The 21,923-nt window shown below is 28.2% G+C and carries 20 protein-coding genes; 1 reads left to right on the forward strand and 19 read right to left on the reverse strand.

The window, feature by feature from the left end:
• Window position 1: 1 nt before the first annotated feature.
• From nifS to LQE93_RS07910, 13 genes are all read right to left on the reverse strand, one after another.
• Window positions 2-1,186, reverse strand: coding sequence for a cysteine desulfurase NifS (gene nifS / locus LQE93_RS07850; RefSeq protein WP_055263155.1), 1,185 nt, complete (start codon window positions 1,184-1,186; stop codon window positions 2-4).
• A complete protein-coding gene (locus LQE93_RS07855; protein WP_055263153.1) occupies window positions 1,187-1,639 on the reverse strand; it encodes an RrF2 family transcriptional regulator in 453 nt (150 codons plus the stop codon).
• 186 nt (window positions 1,640-1,825) lie between these two features.
• Entirely contained in the window at window positions 1,826-3,094 is a 1,269-nt protein-coding gene (locus LQE93_RS07860) for a replication-associated recombination protein A (RefSeq protein ID WP_231072922.1), read from the reverse strand.
• A 152-nt stretch (window positions 3,095-3,246) separates the two neighbouring features.
• Complete coding sequence (locus LQE93_RS07865; RefSeq protein ID WP_231072924.1) at window positions 3,247-4,056, reverse strand: CAP domain-containing protein; 810 nt, start codon at window positions 4,054-4,056, stop codon at window positions 3,247-3,249.
• Between the two features lie 287 nt (window positions 4,057-4,343).
• Entirely contained in the window at window positions 4,344-6,995 is a 2,652-nt protein-coding gene (adhE, locus tag LQE93_RS07870; RefSeq protein ID WP_055263149.1) for a bifunctional acetaldehyde-CoA/alcohol dehydrogenase, read from the reverse strand.
• 303 nt (window positions 6,996-7,298) lie between these two features.
• Entirely contained in the window at window positions 7,299-7,883 is a 585-nt protein-coding gene (locus LQE93_RS07875) for a hypothetical protein (protein WP_055263147.1), read from the reverse strand.
• A gap of 141 nt (window positions 7,884-8,024) precedes the next feature.
• Window positions 8,025-8,486 (reverse strand): MarR family winged helix-turn-helix transcriptional regulator, encoded by a 462-nt coding sequence (locus tag LQE93_RS07880; RefSeq protein WP_055263145.1) that lies wholly within the window; start codon window positions 8,484-8,486, stop codon window positions 8,025-8,027.
• A 135-nt stretch (window positions 8,487-8,621) separates the two neighbouring features.
• Window positions 8,622-9,539, reverse strand: a complete 918-nt coding sequence (locus LQE93_RS07885; protein ID WP_231072926.1) for a tetratricopeptide repeat protein — start codon at window positions 9,537-9,539, stop codon at window positions 8,622-8,624.
• Between the two features lie 43 nt (window positions 9,540-9,582).
• Window positions 9,583-9,912: a hypothetical protein gene (locus LQE93_RS07890; RefSeq protein ID WP_231072928.1), complete on the reverse strand. Its 330-nt coding sequence runs from the start codon at window positions 9,910-9,912 to the stop codon at window positions 9,583-9,585.
• Window positions 9,913-9,926: 14 nt separating this feature from the next.
• Window positions 9,927-11,054, reverse strand: a complete 1,128-nt coding sequence (locus LQE93_RS07895) for an SEC-C metal-binding domain-containing protein (RefSeq protein ID WP_055263139.1) — start codon at window positions 11,052-11,054, stop codon at window positions 9,927-9,929.
• Between the two features lie 122 nt (window positions 11,055-11,176).
• Complete coding sequence (locus LQE93_RS07900) at window positions 11,177-11,557, reverse strand: zinc ribbon domain-containing protein (RefSeq protein ID WP_186838902.1); 381 nt, start codon at window positions 11,555-11,557, stop codon at window positions 11,177-11,179.
• Between the two features lie 176 nt (window positions 11,558-11,733).
• Window positions 11,734-12,678: an SPFH domain-containing protein gene (locus LQE93_RS07905; protein ID WP_231072930.1), complete on the reverse strand. Its 945-nt coding sequence runs from the start codon at window positions 12,676-12,678 to the stop codon at window positions 11,734-11,736.
• Between the two features lies 1 nt (window position 12,679).
• Entirely contained in the window at window positions 12,680-13,108 is a 429-nt protein-coding gene (locus LQE93_RS07910) for an NfeD family protein (RefSeq protein WP_055263133.1), read from the reverse strand.
• A gap of 327 nt (window positions 13,109-13,435) precedes the next feature.
• Here LQE93_RS07910 and LQE93_RS07915 point away from each other — a divergent pair, with 327 nt between their 5' ends.
• Entirely contained in the window at window positions 13,436-15,340 is a 1,905-nt protein-coding gene (locus LQE93_RS07915) for an NAD(+) synthase (RefSeq protein WP_055263131.1), read from the forward strand.
• A 21-nt stretch (window positions 15,341-15,361) separates the two neighbouring features.
• On the opposite strand, the gene LQE93_RS07920 is transcribed toward LQE93_RS07915, so the two are convergent.
• The 6 genes from LQE93_RS07920 to LQE93_RS07945 all read right to left on the reverse strand — a co-directional run bounded on the left by LQE93_RS07920 (window position 15,362) and on the right by LQE93_RS07945 (window position 21,755).
• On the reverse strand, window positions 15,362-15,958 hold the full coding sequence (locus tag LQE93_RS07920) for a hypothetical protein (RefSeq protein WP_231072932.1): 597 nt from the start codon (window positions 15,956-15,958) through the stop codon (window positions 15,362-15,364).
• A 39-nt stretch (window positions 15,959-15,997) separates the two neighbouring features.
• Entirely contained in the window at window positions 15,998-16,648 is a 651-nt protein-coding gene (locus tag LQE93_RS07925) for a deoxynucleoside kinase (protein WP_055263127.1), read from the reverse strand.
• 51 nt (window positions 16,649-16,699) lie between these two features.
• Window positions 16,700-18,613, reverse strand: a complete 1,914-nt coding sequence (locus LQE93_RS07930) for a hypothetical protein (protein ID WP_231072934.1) — start codon at window positions 18,611-18,613, stop codon at window positions 16,700-16,702.
• Window positions 18,614-18,702: 89 nt separating this feature from the next.
• Complete coding sequence (locus LQE93_RS07935; protein WP_231072936.1) at window positions 18,703-19,566, reverse strand: NAD(P)/FAD-dependent oxidoreductase; 864 nt, start codon at window positions 19,564-19,566, stop codon at window positions 18,703-18,705.
• Between the two features lie 14 nt (window positions 19,567-19,580).
• Window positions 19,581-19,895: a thioredoxin gene (gene trxA / locus LQE93_RS07940; RefSeq protein ID WP_032118049.1), complete on the reverse strand. Its 315-nt coding sequence runs from the start codon at window positions 19,893-19,895 to the stop codon at window positions 19,581-19,583.
• Window positions 19,896-20,045: 150 nt separating this feature from the next.
• A complete protein-coding gene (locus LQE93_RS07945) occupies window positions 20,046-21,755 on the reverse strand; it encodes an ABC transporter ATP-binding protein (RefSeq protein ID WP_186838899.1) in 1,710 nt (569 codons plus the stop codon).
• Window positions 21,756-21,923: the final 168 nt, after the last annotated feature.

The raw sequence follows: 21,923 nt of genomic DNA on the forward strand, positions 1-21,923 counted from the left end.
ATTATTTTTCTCCCTTCTTCACAAAATCACTCCATAATGGTGACATATTTCTAATTCTTTCTATAATTCCAGGTAATACCTCAATAACATAATCAACATCCTCTTCTGTTGATCCATCTCCTAAAGTTAATCTTAATGATCCATGAGCTTTTTCATGTGGTAATCCTATCGCTAATAATACGTGCGATGGATCTAATGATCCTGAAGTACAAGCACTTCCACTTGATGCACATACACCCTCAAAATCTAGAGATAAAAGTATAGATTCACCTTCTATAAATTCAAATCTTACATTTACATTACCAGGTAATCTTTTATCTCCTCTTGGTCCATTTAAATATGAATATGGAACTTTTTCTAATATTCCGTCTATTAGTTTATCTCTTAATGAAGATAATTTCTCCATATGACATTGTAAATCTTCAGTTGCTAACTCTATAGCTTTTCCTAATCCTACTACAGAAGCAATATTTTCAGTACCAGCTCTTCTAGCTCTTTCTTGCCCACCGCCATGGATTAAGTTGTCAATCTTTATTCCTTTTCTTATGTATAATGCACCTATACCTTTAGGACCGTATATCTTATGTCCTGCTAAAGATAATAAGTCTATATTCATTTCTTTAACATCAACAGGAATATTTCCTACTGCTTGAACTGCATCCGTATGGAAGAATACCTTTCTTTCTCTACAGATTTGACCTATTTCCTTTATAGGTTGAATAGTTCCAATTTCATTATTAGCAAACATAATTGATACTAAAATAGTTTTATCAGTTATTGCATTTTTTAATTCTTCTAAATCTATAAATCCTTCTTCATTTACATCTAAATATGTTACATCAAAACCATTTTTCTCTAAATATTCACAAGTGTGAAGAACAGCATGATGTTCTATCTTTGTAGTTATTATATGATTACCTTTTTTTCTATGTGCTGAAGCAATTCCTTTTATCGCCCAGTTATCTGCTTCAGATCCACCTCCTGTAAAGTAAACCTCATTAACATCACAATTAAGAGCTTTAGCCACTTGACCTCTAGCCTTATCTATAGCCATCTTCGTTTCTCTTGAAATCCCATAAAAAGATGATGGATTTCCAAATTTTTGAGTAAAATATGGCATCATTTCTTCTAAAACCTCTGGCTTAACATATGTAGTAGCCGCATAATCCATATATACTGTTCTCATTTACTGTTCACTCCTCTTTAAAACTAAAGTTTCATTCTTTTCTTTTATTCTATTGTAGTCATCTACTATATCTTGTAATGTTATGTTTTCCATAACTTCATCTATACTATTTTTAATCTTTGTCCATAAAAGCCTTGTAGCACAACAATCAATGTTATCACAAGATACCCCTTCAATACAATCAGCAATTTCTATAGGTCCCTCAAGAACATACATTATATCAGAAACTTTTATGTCTTTTGGCTCCCTCCCAAGGACGTACCCCCCTTGAGCACCTCTTATACTATTTATAAGCTTTGCCTTTCTCAAAGGAGAAAAAAGTTGTTCTAAATAATATTCAGAAATACCTTGTCTCTGAGAAATAGTTTTTATTGATAGAGGGGATTTACCATGGTTTATAGCAAGTTCTACCATAGCTTTTACTCCATATCTTCCTTTTGTAGATAGTTTCATTTTCTCACCCCTTATTCTGACTCTTTTGCTCTGCTTTATATTTATATCATACTAACTTACTCTGCTTTTGTCAACTATACTAATTAGTTTTTTAAATTTTTAATTAATAATAAGTTTTTCATATACTTTTTTGTCAAAACTTTTATTTTAAATATAAAAAATGCTTATTTTATTAATCTATAGCCATTATTTTTCCTTAATCGCTCTCCAATAATCTTTAGTAGCTTTTTCAAATTTATTATCTCCATATTTGTAATAGCTTCTATCTTTAATGTTATCAGGAAGATATTGTTGTTCTACATAATGCTTAGGATAATTATGAGGATATTTATACTCTAACCCTCTCCCCAACTTAGAAGCCCCACTATAATGAGCATCCTTCAAATGCATAGGTATATCCCCTATAGTAATATCTTCTAAATCTCTAAGTGCAGCATCTAATGCCAAATACGCCGAATTTGATTTAGGACTTGTTGCCAAAAGTATAGTTGCTTCAGCTAATGGTATTCTGGCTTCTGGAAAACCTAGCTCCCTTGCTGAATCTACTAATGATTTTACAATTAAAGCTGCTTGTGGATAAGCAAGCCCTATATCCTCAGATGCTATAACTTGAAGCCTTCTACAAATAGAAATCAAATCACCTGCTTTAACTAATCTAGCTAAATAATGAATAGCTGCATCTGGATCACTACCTCTAATTGATTTCTGAAAAGCACTTAAAACATCATAATGAGCATCTCCATCCATATCATAGGATATAACTTTATTTTGTGTAGAATCTTTAACTACATCAATATCTATTAATATAACCTTATCTTCATTAGGTTTAGTAGAATTGAGAGCTACTTCTAACCCATTTAAAGCTTTTCTAACATCACCATTACAATATGATGCAAGGTACATCTTCGCCTCATCTGTAACTTCCAACTTTATTTCGCTATAATCTTTAATTTTAATATCTATAGCTCTATTTATAGCTTTTTTGATATCCTCTTCACTTAAAGGTTTAAATTCAAAGATAGTCGATCTAGACAACAACGCTTTAAATATGTAAAAATACGGATTTTCTGTTGTTGATGCAATAAGGGTAATTCTTCCATCCTCTATATACTCTAATAAGGATTGTTGTTGCTTCTTATTAAAGTTTTGTATCTCATCTAAATATAAAAGCACTCCATTTATCCCCATGAATGTATCCAATTCTTTTGTTATATCTTGAATATCCTTCAAGGATGCATTTGTAGCATTTAATTTATAAAACCTTTTACCAGCTTTCTCTGCTATAATATTGGCTACTGTAGTTTTCCCAACACCTGGTGGCCCATAGAAAATCATATTAGAAATACGTCCACTTTTTACTATTCTATCTAAAATCTTGTTTCCACCCAATATATGTTGTTGTCCATAAACCTCACTTAACTTTTTTGGCCTAACTAAATCCGCTAACGGTTTCATTCTAACACCTCAAATTTATTTAAATTAAAAATTTTAAACTCCTATCATCACAAAAGTATAACATAATTTATATTATATATTAAAATCTATAATAAAAAATAGGAGCTATTACAAAATGTATAGCTCCTTAAATAATTAAAGTTAATATTTATCTATCTATAAAACTCTTGTGTTGCATAAACTGTATTACCAATCTTATATACCCCTACTCCAATAGAAGTAAAATTAGTTGATAATATGTTAGCTCTATGACCTGATGAATTCATCCAGTTAGTCATAAATTGATTAGCTAATGTAGCTGCATCAGAAACGCCACCTATATAAGCTATATTTTCTCCCCACGAACTATAACTTACACCATCCCTTTGCATTTGAGCTGTTATAAGTTCACCTTCTGGATTATTATGGTCAAAGTATCCCCTATCTCCCATATCTTGAGATTTTATTCTTGCATAACGCTCCATCGTACTATTATAAGCTAGTGGAGCAAGTCCATTTTTACTTCTTTCTTCATTCACTTTATTAAAAATCATACTTTCTACTTCAGCCATAAAATCAGAAGAGTAGCTTGGAGTTTGTGTTTCAATGTTTGGTTCAGAGAATTCAATAGTATTCTGCTCTGATTCTACTACTTGTGTGGATTCCTCAGTATAATTCTCTATAGCATCATTAGATGCTTCCATTTCTTTTTCTACATAATTTTGGATTGGCTGCGAATTTTCTATCATTGCAGTTTGGACATCACTATCATTGGTAATTTCTACACTTTCAACCTCTACATTTTCTTGAGATTTATCATCATCTTTTTCTATCGAATTATTTTCTTCTATACTTTTCTCTTGAATAACTTTTTTATCAGCTAAATTGCTTGAATCATCAACCTTTGAACCTAATACAATAGCAGCACCCAATCCCCCTATTATACAAATCGATATAATCGCGGCTATAAGTTTATTTTTCATTGTACCACCCCTTTATATTTTTTCGAACAACATAATACTTGTCCAATATTTTATTAGTAAAGTACTTTTACTTCACTTAACATAGCCAATTACATTTATACCATAAAGCTGCTATTATCTTAATAGTAGATTCCTGTTTAACATTGAATAATCTCTCTTTATTTTCATAACTTTCTTTAATTACTATATGTAACCTCTATTCTTTTACAATAAAAATAGGACCTTAGCATTTCTACTAAGATCCCTATTGAAAGTAATAAATTTTTTACATCATTATTTATAAAGTACTATTTTTGTTTCTTTTCTTTTTTCTTTGTATTTTCTACTGCTGCTTCTGCCATAACATTAGCCTTTTCTCCATAATATGAAGTAATATACATTTCTTTTAACTCACTCATTAATGGATATCTTGGATTTGCACCTGTACATTGATCATCAAATGCTTGCTCTACCATTTCATCTAATGTTTCCATAAATTTAACTTCACTTACTCCAGCTTCTTGAATTGTCTTTGGCATATTAACCTTTGCTTGTAATTCGTCTATTGCCTTTAATAATAATTCAACTTTTTCAGCTTCAGTATTTCCGCCTAATCCTAAGTGATCAGCAATTCTTGCGTATCTCCATGCTGCATTTGGATACTTATATTGAGCAAATGCTGCTTGCTTAGTTGGTGCATCAGTAGCATTAAATTTGATAACTTCTTTCATAACTAAAGCATTAGCCATACCGTGTGGTAAGTGATGGAATGCACCTAGCTTATGAGCCATTGAGTGATTAATTCCTAAGAATGCATTACTAAATGCCATACCTGCCATACATGAAGCATGAGCCATCTTTTCTCTAGCTTTAACATTAGTAGTTCCCTCGTTATAAGCATCTGGTAAATATTTAAATACTAATCTTATTGCTTCTAACGCTAATCCATTAGTATATTCTGAAGCCATAATTGAAACGTAAGCTTCAATTGAATGAACTAATACATCTATACCAGCACAAGCTGTTAACCCTTTTGGTGATGTCATCATTAATTCAGCATCAACTATAGCCATATCAGGTGTTAATTCATAGTCAGCTAATGGATATTTAACTCCAGTTTCTTCATCAGTTATTACTGCGAACGGTGTTACTTCTGATCCAGTACCAGCTGAAGTTGCTATAGCAACCATCATTGCTTTTTGTCCCATTGTTGGGAATTTGTATATTCTCTTTCTGATATCCATAAATGTCATAGCCAAATCATGGAAGTTAACTTCTGGATGTTCATACATAACCCACATAATCTTTGCAGCATCCATAGCTGATCCACCACCTAATGAAATAACAACATCTGGTTGGAAGCTTGTCATTTCTGCAGCTCCAGCTCTAGCACATCTTAAAGTTGGGTCTGGTTCAACATCTGAGAATATTTTATATTGAATTCCATTCGCTTCTAATATTTCAGTAACTTTATTTGTATATCCTAATTCAAATAACACTCTATCTGTTACTATGAAAGCTTTCTTTTTACCCATCTCTCCTAATTCTTGTAAAGCAACTGGTAAACATCCATATTTGAAGTAAGTTTTTTCTGGAACTCTAAACCAAAGCATATTTTCTCTCCTTTCAGCTATACTCTTAACGTTTATTAAATGCTTAGGACCAACATTTTCTGAAACTGAGTTTCCACCCCAAGAACCGCATCCTAATGTTAATGATGGTGCTAATTTGAAGTTATATAAATCTCCGATTGCCCCTTGAGCTGCTGGCATATTTATTAAAGTTCTAGCAGTTTTCATTCTTTCGCCAAATACTAATACTCTATCTCTATTTATTATTTGATCTGTATAAAGGATTGAAGTATGTCCCATACCACCTAATTCAATTAATCTATCAGCTTTATCTAAAGCTTCTTCAAATGTAGTAGCCTTGTACATAGCTAAAACTGGAGATAATTTTTCATGAGAGAATGGTTCTTCTAATTCAACAGATGTAACTTCTCCAACTAATACTTTAGTTGTTTCTGGAACATCAACACCAGCCATTGTTGCTATCTTATGAGCAGTTTGTCCAACTATATCAGCATTTAAGCCGCCTCTTTCATTTAAAATAACTTTTCTTACTTTATCTATTTCTTCACCTTTAAGGATATACGCTCCTCTTTCAGCTAATTCAGTTCTCACTTCATTATAAACTTGTTCTAAAACTATTATTGATTGTTCTGATGCACAAATAACTCCGTTATCAAATGTTTTTGATAATAAAATTGAATTTACAGCCATTTTAATATGTGCACTTTCATCTATAATTGCTGGTGTATTACCTGCTCCAACACCTAAAGCTGGTCTTCCTGATGAGTAAGCAGCTTTAACCATTGCTGGCCCACCTGTTGCAAGAATTATATCTGACTCTCTCATAACATTTTGTGATAATTCAACTGATGGTTCATCTATCCATCCAATTATTCCTTCTGGAGCTCCAGCTTTTACCGCTGCATCTAATACTATTCTAGCTGCTTCAATTGTCGCTTTTTTAGCTCTTGGATGTGGTGATATTATTATTGCATTTCTAGTTTTTAAGGCTATTAAACACTTAAATATCGCTGTTGATGTTGGGTTTGTTGTTGGAACTATTGCTGCAATAACTCCGATTGGCTCAGCGATTTTAGTAATACCATTTGTTTTATCTTCTTCTAAAACCCCACAAGTTTTTAAGTTTTTATATTGATTATATATATATTCAGCTGCAAAGTTATTTTTAATTACTTTGTCTTCAACTATTCCCATTCCTGTTTCTTCAACAGCCATCTTCGCTAATTTAATTCTATTATGGTTAGCTGCTAAAGCTGCTTGTCTAAAAATTTCATCAACTTGTTCTTGATTAAATTTTGAAAATTCTCTTTGAGCCTTTCTTAATTCTTCAATTCTTTTTGTTAACTCTTGAGCATTTGTTACTATCATTCTATTTCCTCCTAAATATATATGAATTTTACTTATTTACTTATTTTAGTTATTTAACTTATACTGTGTTTGTTATTTTTTTAACATCTCCTATGTCTTTATTTTATTCTATTGTTTATTTTTTGTCAATCTTTTTTTATGGTAATTTTTGAGTTTTATTTTTAAATACTTCTCCCCCTTGTAAAACCTTTATATTTACAGATATTTTTATTCATTATTTCCTTTTTATCCTTTTTTTACTTTTAAAGCACAAAAGCAATTGTTATATAGATAACAATTGCTTTTGTGTATGTATTATCAATCCTAATTAAATTCTGTTACTATTTCCTTATTTACTATACCAGTTTTATTAAATATTATTTCTTTTACTTTATTACTCTCACTATTAGCTACTCTAAGGTATATTTCTTTGTTAGCCGTATTAATAACTATAAACTTTCTACTACCTATCTGATTTTGTACGGTAGTTATTGATTTTATCTTATCCCATGATAAAAAATTTCCATCATAACATACAATTCCTTCTTCATACATAATAGGTTTTACAAGTATACTTAAAATAAAATTTATTATTAAAAAAAGACTCAAAATACCTATAGTCAGCTTATTTAAAGTTCCAGATTTACTATAAAGTTTCTGTACCATTACACTTAACATATATTTACTAATAATTATTTCCTCATCACTTTTTTTGGTTAATCCAATTAAATTACTCATAAATATAATTAATCCAAGTAAAGGATAATATCTAATTTTACCTTTAAAACTATATATCTTTTTAGATATTTTTGTATTATTTATAATCTTTTTAATTATCATAGAACCAAAATCATATATACTATATACAGATAACCCTATCGCTATTATCATAAGTACATCTTGCCACATTTCTTCACCTCGTAATAATTTACAATTTTAATATTATATAAATATGATTCAACATTAAGCATATATTTATTCATTTTTCATATTAAGTTATCTTAATTATAAAAAAATAGACATCAAATCAGATGTCTATTTAAACACTTATTATTTTATAAGATGGTATTTTTCTTCAAAGAATTCAGATACTCTCTTTAATGCCGATACTAAAACTATCTCCTCTTCTTTAGAGAAACTATCAATAGTGCATTTTACCATGTCATTATGAAATTCTTCATGATACTTAAATACTTCTTTCCCTTTATCAGTCAACATAACTAATACAACTCTTCTATCTTCTTCAATTCTTCTTCTATCTACATATCCTTTTTTTACAAGTTTATTTATAGCTGTAGTTAAAGTCCCAACGGTAATGCTTAAATCATAAGCTACTTCACTCATAGTTCTTTCTTTATCTAAAGATATTGCTTCAATGACATGAATTTCTGTCACCGAAAGATCCGAAAATTCACTATTTTGTAACCACTTTTCTTCAATATCTAAAATATCTCTAAACAACTGAACTAATAATTTATTCAGTACGCTTTCTGATTCACTTCTATTAGTCATCAATTTCACTCCTACTTAATTACTAATCCTATTCTAATAATAATAAATATTAGTTAAACTTTCAATCAAATTTTGATTTTTTTCTACAATTCTTTTATAATATTTATTTTATATATACACTATATAAGTATTACCTTAATCTCCATATAACTGTATATACTCATTTAGCGTTCTTATTGGATTTAATTCTTCATCATTTCTCATGTATTCTTCGAAAATTTCATCAAGCTTTATAGACATATGTAAATCTTCAAAAGCTTTATCATATTCTTTTAAATTAACATAAAAGCATGCTCTATTATAATATAAAAAACCTTGTTTCGGATTTTCTTTTATTCCTTCACTTATAATATCAATAGCCTCTTTAAATTTATTCTTCTCTCTATATAATACTGCATAATTTAAATAGCTATATGGAAATTTACTGTTTTCTAAAATAGATTTTTTATAAAACTCTTTAGCTTTCTCTTCATCTCCACACTTGGCCATGAACACTCCCATATTAAATAGTATTCTAAAATGATTTGGTGCTATCTCCAACGCATTCATCATATATTTTAGTGCTAATTTGTTTTCTCCGATTTCATCATATATACAGGCTAAATTCGCATTTGCCCATAAATCTTCTGGATTTAAATTTATTACTTTTTTATAGCAATCTATCGCTTTCTCTTTTTCTCCAATCTCATCATAACAATTAGCCAAAAAGAAATATGCTTTATCATAATTCTCATCAATAGAAATTGTCTTTTTATAATATTTTATAGCTTCTATAAAATTTTCACTTTCATCATAAAGTACTCCAATTCCATAGTATGCTCTAGCTTCATTTTCATCTATATTCAAAACCTCTTTGTACATTTTCTTAGATAGTACAGGATTACCAAGCTTATCATATAAAAGTGCTATATCTAAAATTAATTCTACATCTTCTTTTCCTTCTTCACATTCATAAGCCTTCTTAAGAAATTTCAATGCTTTCATATTATTCTTTTCAGCTAAAAAACCTCTAGCTATACTTATATAATTATTAAACAAATACGACTTATCCAACGCTAACCACTTCCTATAGCAAAATTCACAATAAGTATAATACCTATTGTGAATTCTTTATTATATCTTTAATTCCTTTATTTATCCTTTTATAACTTAAAAATTCTACTATTGATATTTCTAAGATTAACATAAACCAATCTACATTAAATGCTATAGCTATACTTGCAAGAAATACATACATACTTCCCACAATACCATAATTCTCACCTATCCATTTATTTAATATTGATTGAATCTTTCCTTCTTCATCTTCAAAATCATAAAGAAATTTGATAAATCCATTTATCTTTTTAGATTTTGAAAAAACACTTATGGTTACACCTATACAAAACTCAATTATTCCAATTACTATAATGGCCATATTGAACATAATTTATAACCTCATTATTTTCCACAACACTTTTTGTACTTCTTACCACTTCCACAAATACAAGGATCATTTCTTCCAATTTTAACTTCATTAACTACTCTTTGCTCATTCTTCTTTATCTCGTTTTCATTATTTCCTTTTAGAGTCCATCTTCTAATACTTCTAGCAAAAACATCTAATTCATGTTTAAAAATATCTTTTTCTTCATCAGATTCAATTTCGTAAGCTTCTAAGAAAGCTTCTATAGCTTCATCTTTTGACATTTCATTCTTGATAGCTATTATGAATGAATCCATTTCTTCTCTTAAAATATTATTATCTATAACAAATAATTCTCTAAAAACTTTTTTTAGTTTTTCAGCCTGTTTATTTTCTTCAATAAAATCTGGTTCACCAGCCTTAATTAAACTTTTCTTATCAAATTTATAATAATCATTCTGACATAAACTTTGATCTTTTATTAATTTTTCAACATCTTCAACATCTATATGGTATAAGACTTCCTCATCAACCACATAATCATATCCTAATTCTTCCCCAGTTAGCGCTATAGTCTTTATAAAACCTAAATCAAATTCACATACGAATACTCTTTCTAAATTTTCCTTAATAGAAGTTATATCCATAACTCCATAATAATATATCATCCCTGCTATAGCTCTTATTATCTCTCTATTTAGTCTAGCTTTTTGATATAACTCTTTATTTATTTTTTCTTTAAATAATTCTATAAGTTCTTTTGGTAATATTACAAAAAGTTCGTCATCTACAGTTCCTGTAAATACTAATCCTCTATTTCTTAAATAATTTGAATATATTATATCATTACAGCTATATAATTTTTGTCCATTATTCTCTATTAACTCTTCAATAAATTTTAAAGTATCTTCATCGATAACATCTAAAGCTTGTTCATATTTTTCTAAAATACCATTTTTTATTCTTTCAACAACATCTGCTTTCTTTAAAGATGTTAGTCCTTTAATGGAATACTTTTTAGCAACTTTAACTAATTCTTCCTTTGTCATTTTTTCTAATAAAGACTCCAATAAGTTATCTTGAATGCTATTTTTCCACAGTCTCTCTACCGCTTTAATATCTGCCTTTATTATTTCTTCTTGTATTTTATTATTATCTGCCATATTATATTAAGTCACCTCATATCATATTCTGAAAAATCACATATACAATTATATATGTTTTTTTGATATAGTCAAAATTTTTTACTTATTATGTAATTAAACTTGACAATCACTTCAAAATTCTATTTTAATTTTTCACCACAATATGGACAAAATACAAAACCTTCTTCTATTTTTCTTCCACAATTAATACATATATTACCACCATTATAACTATATCCATCTAAGTCTTTTAAATCCCAATAATTTATCTCTATTTTCTCACCACCTTCTATACGTTTACCTTTTTCTTTTGATATACCATAAATATGATTACACTCATTATAAATAACATAATATTGTTCATTCCACTTAAATAGTGGAATGAAGAAGAAATGAAAAAAGCTATACTTTTTAATAACTTTCCCTAATTCGTACTTATTACATCCTTTACAGTATATATTCTGACTTTCATTTATTACTCTTTCTTTATTATCAACTCCAAATATTCCAATAAAAAACATATTAACCTCCACTATTTTCTTTCATTAACTCTATTATATCATAGTAGTTCTCCTTCTTATGTCAATTAATAATCAAAATTATACAAAAAAAAGAATTGCCATATGAAAATTCATACGACAACTCTTCCTACGTAACCCTGTTGGGTTATTTATAATATTTCCTTATTTCTTTACTTTTATTCTTTATTACCTTTTAACATTTCTCCTATAGCAGCAATGCTTCCTAAAGATGATAATGTCTCATTAGGTAAAATTAACTTGTTAGCTGGATTATTTGCCATTTCTTTAAGAGCTTCTACTTGTTTTAATGCTATAACTGTTTCATTTGTACCTGATTCAATAATTGCTTGGTTAACTTTTCTGATAGCTTCTGCCTCAGCAATAGCTATTTGTTCTATAGCCTTAGCTTTACCTTCAGCTTCTAATAATTGAGACTCTCTTAAACCTTCTGCTCTTCTTATATTAGCTTGTTTTTCAGCTTCTGCTGATAAAATCTTAGCTTGCTTTTCCCCTTCAGCTCTTTCAATTTGAGATTGTCTTTGCCCTTCGGCTTCAAGAATAGCTGCTCTCTTATCTCTTTCAGCCTTCATTTGTTTTTCCATCGCTTGTTGTATTTCAGCTGGTGGAATTATATTTTTAATTTCAACTGATAGAATTTTAATACCATACGCATCTGTAACTTCATCAATTATACTTAAAAGATCTGAATTTATCTTATCTCTTCCTGATAATACTTCATCTAAAGTCATGTTACCAATGATATTTCTCATATTAGTTGTTGCTGAGTAAACTATACCTGATTTAAAATCTTCTATATTATATACAGCATCCCTTGCATTTAACATCTTATAGAAAATAACATTATCTACAGAAATTTTAACATTATCCTTTGTGATAACTGATTGAGGTGGTACATCTAAAATTTGTTGTTTAGTTGATACCTTTTTTCTTACAAAATCTACTCCAGGAATCATAAAGTGCCAACCTGGTTCTAAAATTCTATGAAATTGCCCCAATCTTTCTACTACGTATAAATAACCTGTGTTTACTACCTTAATAGATGATAGTAATACTAATAATACTATTAGTAATAAAACTCCAATAACAATTAATTTAATCATACTAATTCTCCTTTAACTCAACTATTAATTTATTACCTTCTATTCCTACTATAACGAATTGATCGTCCTTACTTATCTTCTTTCCTTTGTTATATGCTGTCCAATATATTCCATCTACTTTAATCTTAGATTTTTCAACTATATCTTCATTTGCTTTCATAACTCTTCCTATATATGCTTGTTCCATAGTAAGTGTATGATTTTTTTCTACCTTAAATTTCTTCTTAGCCCAAGGATACCCCACAGCAATTAAAACTATTCCCGTTATCAAGAATACTATAAACTGCAAAGCCATACTTATGCCAAAGAATGATAAAATTATTGCTACTAATGCTCCTATTGAAAACCACATAAATATAAAACTACTTGTAACTATATCAACTATTATTGCGACAACTGCTACTACTAACCAAATAATAACATCTAACATAGTTCTCCCCCTTTCATTAATAATAAAAGTATTTTACCATGAAATATATAGATACAACTTTGTGGATAAGTTTATTATATAACACTTTCCAATAAATTGATATTTATATATTTTATTCTTCATGCTTACAGTATATGCTATTTTTTATTTTATTGCAAGTTATTTTTTATTATTTTATAAGTTATTTTAAACCATTTAATATCGTAGTTTTAATTTTCCTTTTCTTTTCGTTGATTTTATAGCATTTTCCTTTTATTATTGTCTTATATGTATTATATTAACTTTTTAATCTAATACTAAATAATATTTATTTACGGAGATGATAAAATGGATTTTATAAAAGTCGGAGCAGCGTGCCCTAAAACTAGAGTTGCAGATATAGTTTATAATATAGAAAATATATGTCATTGTATTGAAGATGCAAAAAATAAGAATATAAAATTCTTAGTATTTCCTGAATTATGCGTTACTTCTTATACTTGTGGAGATTTATTTTTAAATTCTTCACTTATAAATGCATCTATAAAAGGTTTAGAGTCTATTGTGAAAAGTAGCATAGATAAAGATATGTTAATAGCAGTAGGTGCACCACTTTTACATAATAACGTATTATACAATTGTGCCTATCTAATTTTTGAAGGAAATATCTTAGGTATCGTTCCTAAGTCATATATTCCCAACTATAGTGAATTCTATGAAAAAAGATGGTTTACTCAAGGTGTCAACATAATAGACCAAAAAGTTAACCTTTCATTCCAAAAAGATATTCCTTTCGGTACAAACTTAATATTTAATGCTGGAGATTATAAATTTGGAGTTGAGATTTGTGAAGATTTATGGGTAACTATTCCCCCTAGCTCTTATCTTTCTTTAGCTGGTGCCAATATTATAGGTAATCTTTCAGCCTCTAACGAACTAGTTAGCAAGAAAGATTACAGAAAATCTTTAATTTCTAACCAAAGTGCTAGATGTATGTCTTCTTATATCTATTCTTCAGCCGGTGTATATGAATCTACAACAGATTTATTATTTAGTGGTCACCTTATTATAGCTGAAAATGGATCTATCTTGGAAGAAAACTCAAGATTCCAAAGAGAAAATGAAGTTATTTCCTCTTGTGTAGATGTATTTAAATTAAACTCTGAAAGATTAAAGAATTTAAGTTTTAGAGATTCTTCATCTTTTTTACTACATCAATTTAAATATATTAATTTCGCTTTTAAAGATGTTAAAATAAATGAATTTACTAGATATATAGATAAGCATCCTTTCGTTCCATCAAATATTCATGAGCGCGATGAAAGATGCAAAGAAATCTTTAATATACAATCATCAGCTCTTGCAAAAAGACTAGAGCATGTTGGCTTAAAAAAAGCTGTTATAGGAATTTCCGGAGGACTTGATTCTACTTTAGCATTACTAGTAATTGCTAAGACATTTAAACTTCTTGGCATTGATAATAAAAATATTATTACTATTACAATGCCAGGCTTTGGAACTACAGATAGAACTTATAATAATGCTTTAACTCTATGTAAGGAACTTAACTGTGACCTTAGAGAAATAAACATAGTTGAAGCCTCTCTTCAACACTTTAAAGATATAGGCCACGATAAAGATATACACGATGTAACATATGAGAATGTTCAAGCTAGGGAAAGAACTCAAATACTTATGGATTTAGCAAATAAAGAAGGTGGATTACTTATAGGTACTGGAGACCTTTCTGAATTAGCATTAGGTTGGTGTACTTATAATGGAGATCATATGAGCATGTACTCCGTAAATCCTTCAATTCCTAAAACTCTTGTAAGGTATTTAGTTAAGTATGTAGCTGAAAATGAATCTAACAAAGATGTTTCTGAAACATTATTAGATATTTTAGATACTCCAGTAAGTCCTGAATTGCTACCTAAAGATAGCGAGGGAAATATCTCTCAAAAAACAGAAGATATAGTAGGTCCTTACGAGCTTCATGACTTTTTCCTATATCACTTTATAAAACATGGTTCTTCAAAAGAGAGAATATTATTCTTAGCAGAAAATGCCTTTAAAAATGACTATTCTAAAGAAGAGATTGAAAAATGGTTAGATAAATTCATATATAGATTTTTCACTCAACAATTTAAACGAAGCGCATTACCTGATGGTCCAAAAGTTGGAACTATTTCTTTAAGCCCTAGAGGTGATTGGAGAATGCCATCTGATGCATCATTTGCTTCATTTAAATAATAAGAAGAAAAAGAGTGGAATTTAATTTCCACTCTTTTTGTTTAATTCTAATTTAATTTCAATATTAGACTTTGGTATATACTCTATAACAACACTTTTCTCATTTAATTCATTAATATTAAAATCTTCTTCTGAAATATTTTTTAAATCTATTTCTTCCAATATTTTATTCGTTGACTTATTCACTATATTTATACTATCAAAATCATCTCTATTTAAACTAGATAGTATTATATACTTTTTTCTATTATTCTCATAAATATCTATCATAGCAATAGAATTATCACTTTTAACAATTCTCTCGAGATTATAAACATTATGCTTGCCAAATTTCCCTTTATTTTCATAACTCACAATTATATTTTCTTGACAATCTGCTTCATAAAATATCAATGTTCTATTATTATAATCTCTTTCCCCAATAATAGTTATATTCTCATTGTAACCTTGTCCACTATCTCTACTTAAAAAATCCTCCAGTTGCACCTCTAAGTAATTCTCAGTAGCATAAGTCAAAAATTGAAATCCTCCAGAAGCTAATTTAAATAGCACTACTGAAATTAACATTATTACTCCTAAACTAATTGAAAGTAATATTATTTTTGCTTTCTTCGTCATCCCCTCACATCTCACTCTCTAATACTCTTATACCTTTTATTATCCTCTTACTTCTCTTAACTTTTCTTCTACTAATTTTATAAGTATTTCTTTATCATCTTCATTATTAACCACGTCTAAATTGTCCATATCAATTACCACAACTTCTGACGCATTATAATAATTATTTATCCAATTATCATAATCCTCCCATAAAAAATGATAATAATCTCTTAAGCTATCATCAATTTCAAAATCTCTTCCTCTTAAATTTATTCTTTTCATTACAGTTTCAAATGAACCTTTTAAATATACCATAATATCTGGAGCCTTCTTAGGAAGTTCTTCTAACTCACTCATCATGTTATTTAATAAACCTTCGTATATATTCATTTCTAATTCTGATATTCTTCCTAACTCCATATTTTTCTTTGCAAAATACCAATCTTCATAAATTGATCTATCAAGAACATTATTATCATAATGAAGTGCATCCTTTATACTCTTAAATCTTGTATTTAAAAAATATAATTGTAATAAAAATGGATATCTTTTTTTTGCTATTTCTTCCTCTGTTTCACTATAAAATAGTGGTAAAATCGGATTATCATCTACACTTTCATAAAATACCTCTGATTTAAAATGTTCCCCTAATATTTCTGCTACAGAACTTTTCCCAAGCCCTATCATTCCACCTACTACTATCACCATATTTCACCTATCCTTCATCTTTTGTGCTGATTATACTTATTATTCAAATTATTAATTCAAGTATCCATTAGGATTTCTAATAACCATATTAAAAGCGTTAGAAACTTCTTTTATAACATCTTCATAACTTAAATAAAGCGCCAATTCTATTTCTTTATAATCTTCACTTATATTTGCAATTTTGCCGTATATTATTTTACCCCAATCCATAAGATTTTTCAAAACAATATTTTCTTTACTTTTTATATAACCAATAAAATAACCATCATTATTAAAAATTGATATTTTGTCACCTGTATCATTATTTTTATCAACTTTTAAATACACGATGTCCTCTTCATACAATTCTCTTCTTAACTTTATAATTTCTATATTTTCTGTTTTTTCAACCCATATATTAGTTAAGTATATATCTTTTACATGAATTTTCACTCTATACTTATCTAAATTCTCTTTCTCATTATTTATAGTTTCTTCGTCTAACAACAATAATAGTGATCTCAAGTTTTTCTTCTGATAACTATCAATTTCTTTTTCATACGTTAACTTAATCTCTTTAATAGCTTCGTCATCTAATCTATCTTTAATACTTTTTAAATTATTTAAGGCTTCTATTTTTGTTTTTATATATCTTGATTTAAGAGCTAATAAATTTAACTTTAAAAAGTCCTTATAATTTCTATCCATACAAACTATTATCAATAAAAAACAATAATCTTCTATATACTCTTCATCAAAATCTTCATCGTTTATGAGTTCATTTGTGTTAATTATTTTATCAAAATTTATTTTATCTAAAGCAAACTCAATTAAATCACTTCTATCTTTATCACTTCCACAGTTCATAACATAATTATATATTGAAATATCAAGAGGATTATCTTCAAGCGTACTTATTAATTCATCAAAACTTAAATAAACATCCAAAGCCATGGCTACATCAATAATTTTACTTATTTCAGCACTCTTTAATTTAATACATTTTTTTAAAATATCAGTATAATCACTCTTTATAAAATTTTCTATTTCATAATCTATAAACTCCTCTTCTTCTTTTGATAATTCTAATTTATCAATTACGCTACTCTCACCATCAACCTTATAGAATAGTGAAAATAATGCACACATAACATACAAACTATCAAATGAACATTTATATTTTTTAAACCAACCACAATAAATATCAATTAGTTCAAAAGAGATACTATTTACAAAACTTTCTCTAAGTTCATAAAGTAAAGATAAATTTCTAGTTAAAATTTTAAACATTTTATTTGTTTTTTCTTCTTCACTAAAGTATTGAACATAATCAATCTTATTAAATGAAATAGCAACTAAAAACTCTTGTAAAAATATATTGTTTACAGCGTCTCCTACTATCCATTTTTTTATTTCTAAAGTTATTGGCTCAATTTTAGACAATGATATAACTCGTCCATACCCAGTAGATCTTTTTGCAATCTCAAAAATTATAGAATTACATTTTTCATATCCCTTTATTCCTTCTATAGAATAAAAAATAAAATCATTATGATTAGAAAAAATCTTTAATATATTTAACCCTTCTTCATTAGAGCTAAATCTTAACATCAATAACCCTAACTTTATTACCTCAAAGTCATCATATCTTTTTACAAAAGAAATAGCCAAATTATGCAATTCATCTTTTACAACAATTCCCTCTTTAATTAATATATCTAACTTTGATAAAAACTTATCATAGAAGTCAAGTAACTTATATCTTGTTATATAGTTTAATATTGGCTCTATATCATCTCTATAATCAATAATTAATTCCAATAATGCATCTGCAATTTCAGACTGTATATTTTCAGTATAATAATCATTGCTGTAGATCCTATCACATTCATCTTTGCCTGCTATATTAATATTCTGCTTTTTATAAGGTTTATGACCATTTTTATTCCAATGATTTTCTAAATTACTATATAATTCTGTACTCATAAATAATACCCCTTAAACACTTAGTCATAATAATTATATCAAAATATATAAGTAAAAAAAAGGAAACTACTTTGTGTAGTTTCCTTTTTTTACTTAACCTTTAAATTATCTAAATGCTTAACTGCACTCAACGCTGCTATATTACCTTCTCCAGCTGACTTAATATATTGATATGGCTTTCCAACACAATCTCCGGCAGCAAAGCAACCTTCTATATTAGTTTTCATTTCTCTATCAACTTTTATATGTCCATCTTCAATTTCTAATCCTGGAACTAGTTGCCCAGGTGAAATAGTATCTTTTAAGACAAATACTGCATCAGTTTCTAATTCAGTATTTTCTAATTTAAGTTTATTAACTTTTAACTCTCCACTTATTTCAACAGGTTTATCATGAATAACTTCAATACTATCATTTAATTCATATTCACCTTTATACATAGGAACATAATAAAGCTTACTTGCAAGCTCACTAACATATCTAGCCTCTTCTTCAGCCTCTTTATTATATCCTATTATTGTAACAACTTTATTTTTATAAAGAGGTGCATCACAAGTAGCACAATATCCTACACCTCTACCTAAAAATTCAAGTTCACCCTTTATAGCTTTTGTGTATTCCATACCTGTAGCTAAAATCAAGGTTTTCGCCTCATACATTTTTTCATTTACCATTAAAGCAAAATAATCACCCATAGCATAAATATTATTTACTCTCTCATATGTTATATTTATATTCATAGCATCTAAATGTTCTTGAAATTTATTTTTAATCTCTTCACCATTCATGCCATAAAACCCTAGGTAATTATTTACTTTAGGAGCTTTAACTAACTTATTAGTTAAATTCTTATTTCCAAAGATAATAAACTTCTTATTACGAATTTTTGCATTTAATGCAGCGGATAACCCAGCTGGGCCACTTCCTACTATAGCAATATCATATCTCTCCACCTATATCACGCTTCCTATACGTGCTTAGCAATAGCATCCTTTAATTGTGGTTTAGGCATAAAACCAACTAAAGTATCTACTGGTGCACCATTTTTCATAATTAAAATAGTTGGAATACTAGCTATTCTAAATTGATTCGCTAAATTTGGATTCTCATCTACATTAACCTTTACAAATTTAGCATTAGTTATTTCTCCAGCAACCTCTTCAAATATTGGAGCAATCATCTTACAAGGACCACACCATGAAGCCCAGAAATCTACTACTGAAACTCCATCAAAATTTAAAACCTCTGCTGAGAATTCATTTTCTTGTACATGTTTAACCATAATATTTCCTCCTAGTGTACCCCCACGGGGTATATTGTTTAAGTTCATTTTACTCTTTTAGATATTTTTAGTCAATACGAACTTAATATATTAACATCCTTATTTTGTCCCACTATCAACTATTTTATATTAACTTCTACCAGATAACTATTAGCTAACAACAGCATATCTATTTAACTCTGCATAAATTCCACTTTTCCTTATTAACTCTGCATGACTACCTTTTTCTTCTATGCCATTCTCTGTTAATACTATAATTTCATCAGCATTTTTAATTGTAGATAATCTGTGAGCTACTACTATTGTTGTTCTTCCCTTGCAAAGTTCCTCTAAAGATTTTTGTATTAAATACTCAGTAGTATTATCTAACGCAGAAGTTGCTTCATCTAATATTAAGATTGGTGGATTCTTAAGAAATACTCTTGCAATAGATATTCTTTGCTTTTGTCCTCCAGATAGTTTAACACCTCTCTCACCTATAAACGTATTATATCCATCCTTCAAGCCAATTATATAATCATGAATATTAGCCTTTTTAGCTGCCTCTATAATTTCAGCATCTGTTGCATCTTGCTTTCCATATTTAATATTTTCTTTAATAGTTCCAGTAAATAAAAATACTTCTTGTTGTACTACACCTATATTATTTCTTAAAGATGATAAAGTTATATCATAAATGCTTATACCATCAATTTTTATATCTCCACTATCTACATCATAAAACCTAGGTATTAAATTACAAAAAGTAGATTTTCCTCCACCTGATGGGCCAACAAGTGCTAACATTTTTCCCTTTTCAATTTTTAAAGATACATCTTCTAATATTTTATTATCTTCGTAACTAAAATTAACATTACTGAATTCTATTTCTCCTTTGATATCCTTAATTTCAATTGCAGTATCACTTTCTTTTTCTATATCTTCTTCTATTATTTTAATAAATCTCTTAAATCCAGTCATACCACTTTGATATTGCTCCATAAAATTTACTAGCTTTTTAATAGGCTGAGTAAATAGCTTAATATAAAGCATATAAGCAAGAAAGTCTCCTATATCTATAATATTATAAAATGTAAATATTCCTCCTGCTATTAATACAACGTAATCTAAAAAGTCTATTCCAAAATTAACTCCTGCAAAATATTCAGCCATTACTTTATATGCTCTTTCTCTCGCAGCTTTAAATTTTTCATTTCCTTTGTTAAATTTCTTCTTTTCATAATTATGTGATACATATGATTTCGAAATTCTTATTCCTGAAATTGAATTTTCCAAATTTGAATTAACTTCTGATGTTTCCACTCGTGTTTCCATAAAAGCATTATTCATTCTTGTTCTTTGTTTCCAAGTAAACATAACTATAAATGGAACAAATGCAAAGATTATTAATGTAAGTGGAAAGTTTATTGTACTTAAAACTATAAATGATCCTATAAGCATTACTACAGATATAAATATATCTTCTGGTCCATGATGCGCAAGCTCCGATACTTCCATAAGATCATTTATCATTCTACTCATTAAATCACCAGTTTTATTATTATCAAAATATGAATTAGGTAACTTCTGAAGATGATCAAACATATCCTTTCTCATATCAGCTTGCATTCTAACCCCAACAACATGTCCATAGTAATTCATAAAGTAACCACAAGCTGCTTTTATTAAATAAATAATTAAAAGAGTAATTGCAAAAACTCCAATAGTTCTAATATCTCTATTAGGAACAGCTTCATTTACTAGTTTTCTAGTCATCATAGGATAAAATAAATCAACACCTGATGCTATGGCTGCTACAATTAAATCTAAATAAAATAGTTTTTTATATGGTTTGTAATATGATATAAATTTTTTTATCATCAAACTCCCCCTCTACCGATAATTTATATCTTAATTAAACATTATACATATTTTTGCTTTTTATAACAATATACGAAAATCATTCCTATCAATAGTTCCCTTTAAAGTCATTATTATTAATTTCTCTTAATAACATATTTATATAAAACTTTTTATTAATTATTAGAG

The sequence above is a fragment of the Clostridium sp. NSJ-145 genome (genome assembly GCF_021044725.1).
In the GTDB taxonomy this organism is placed as follows: domain Bacteria; phylum Bacillota; class Clostridia; order Clostridiales; family Clostridiaceae; genus Clostridium; species Clostridium disporicum_B.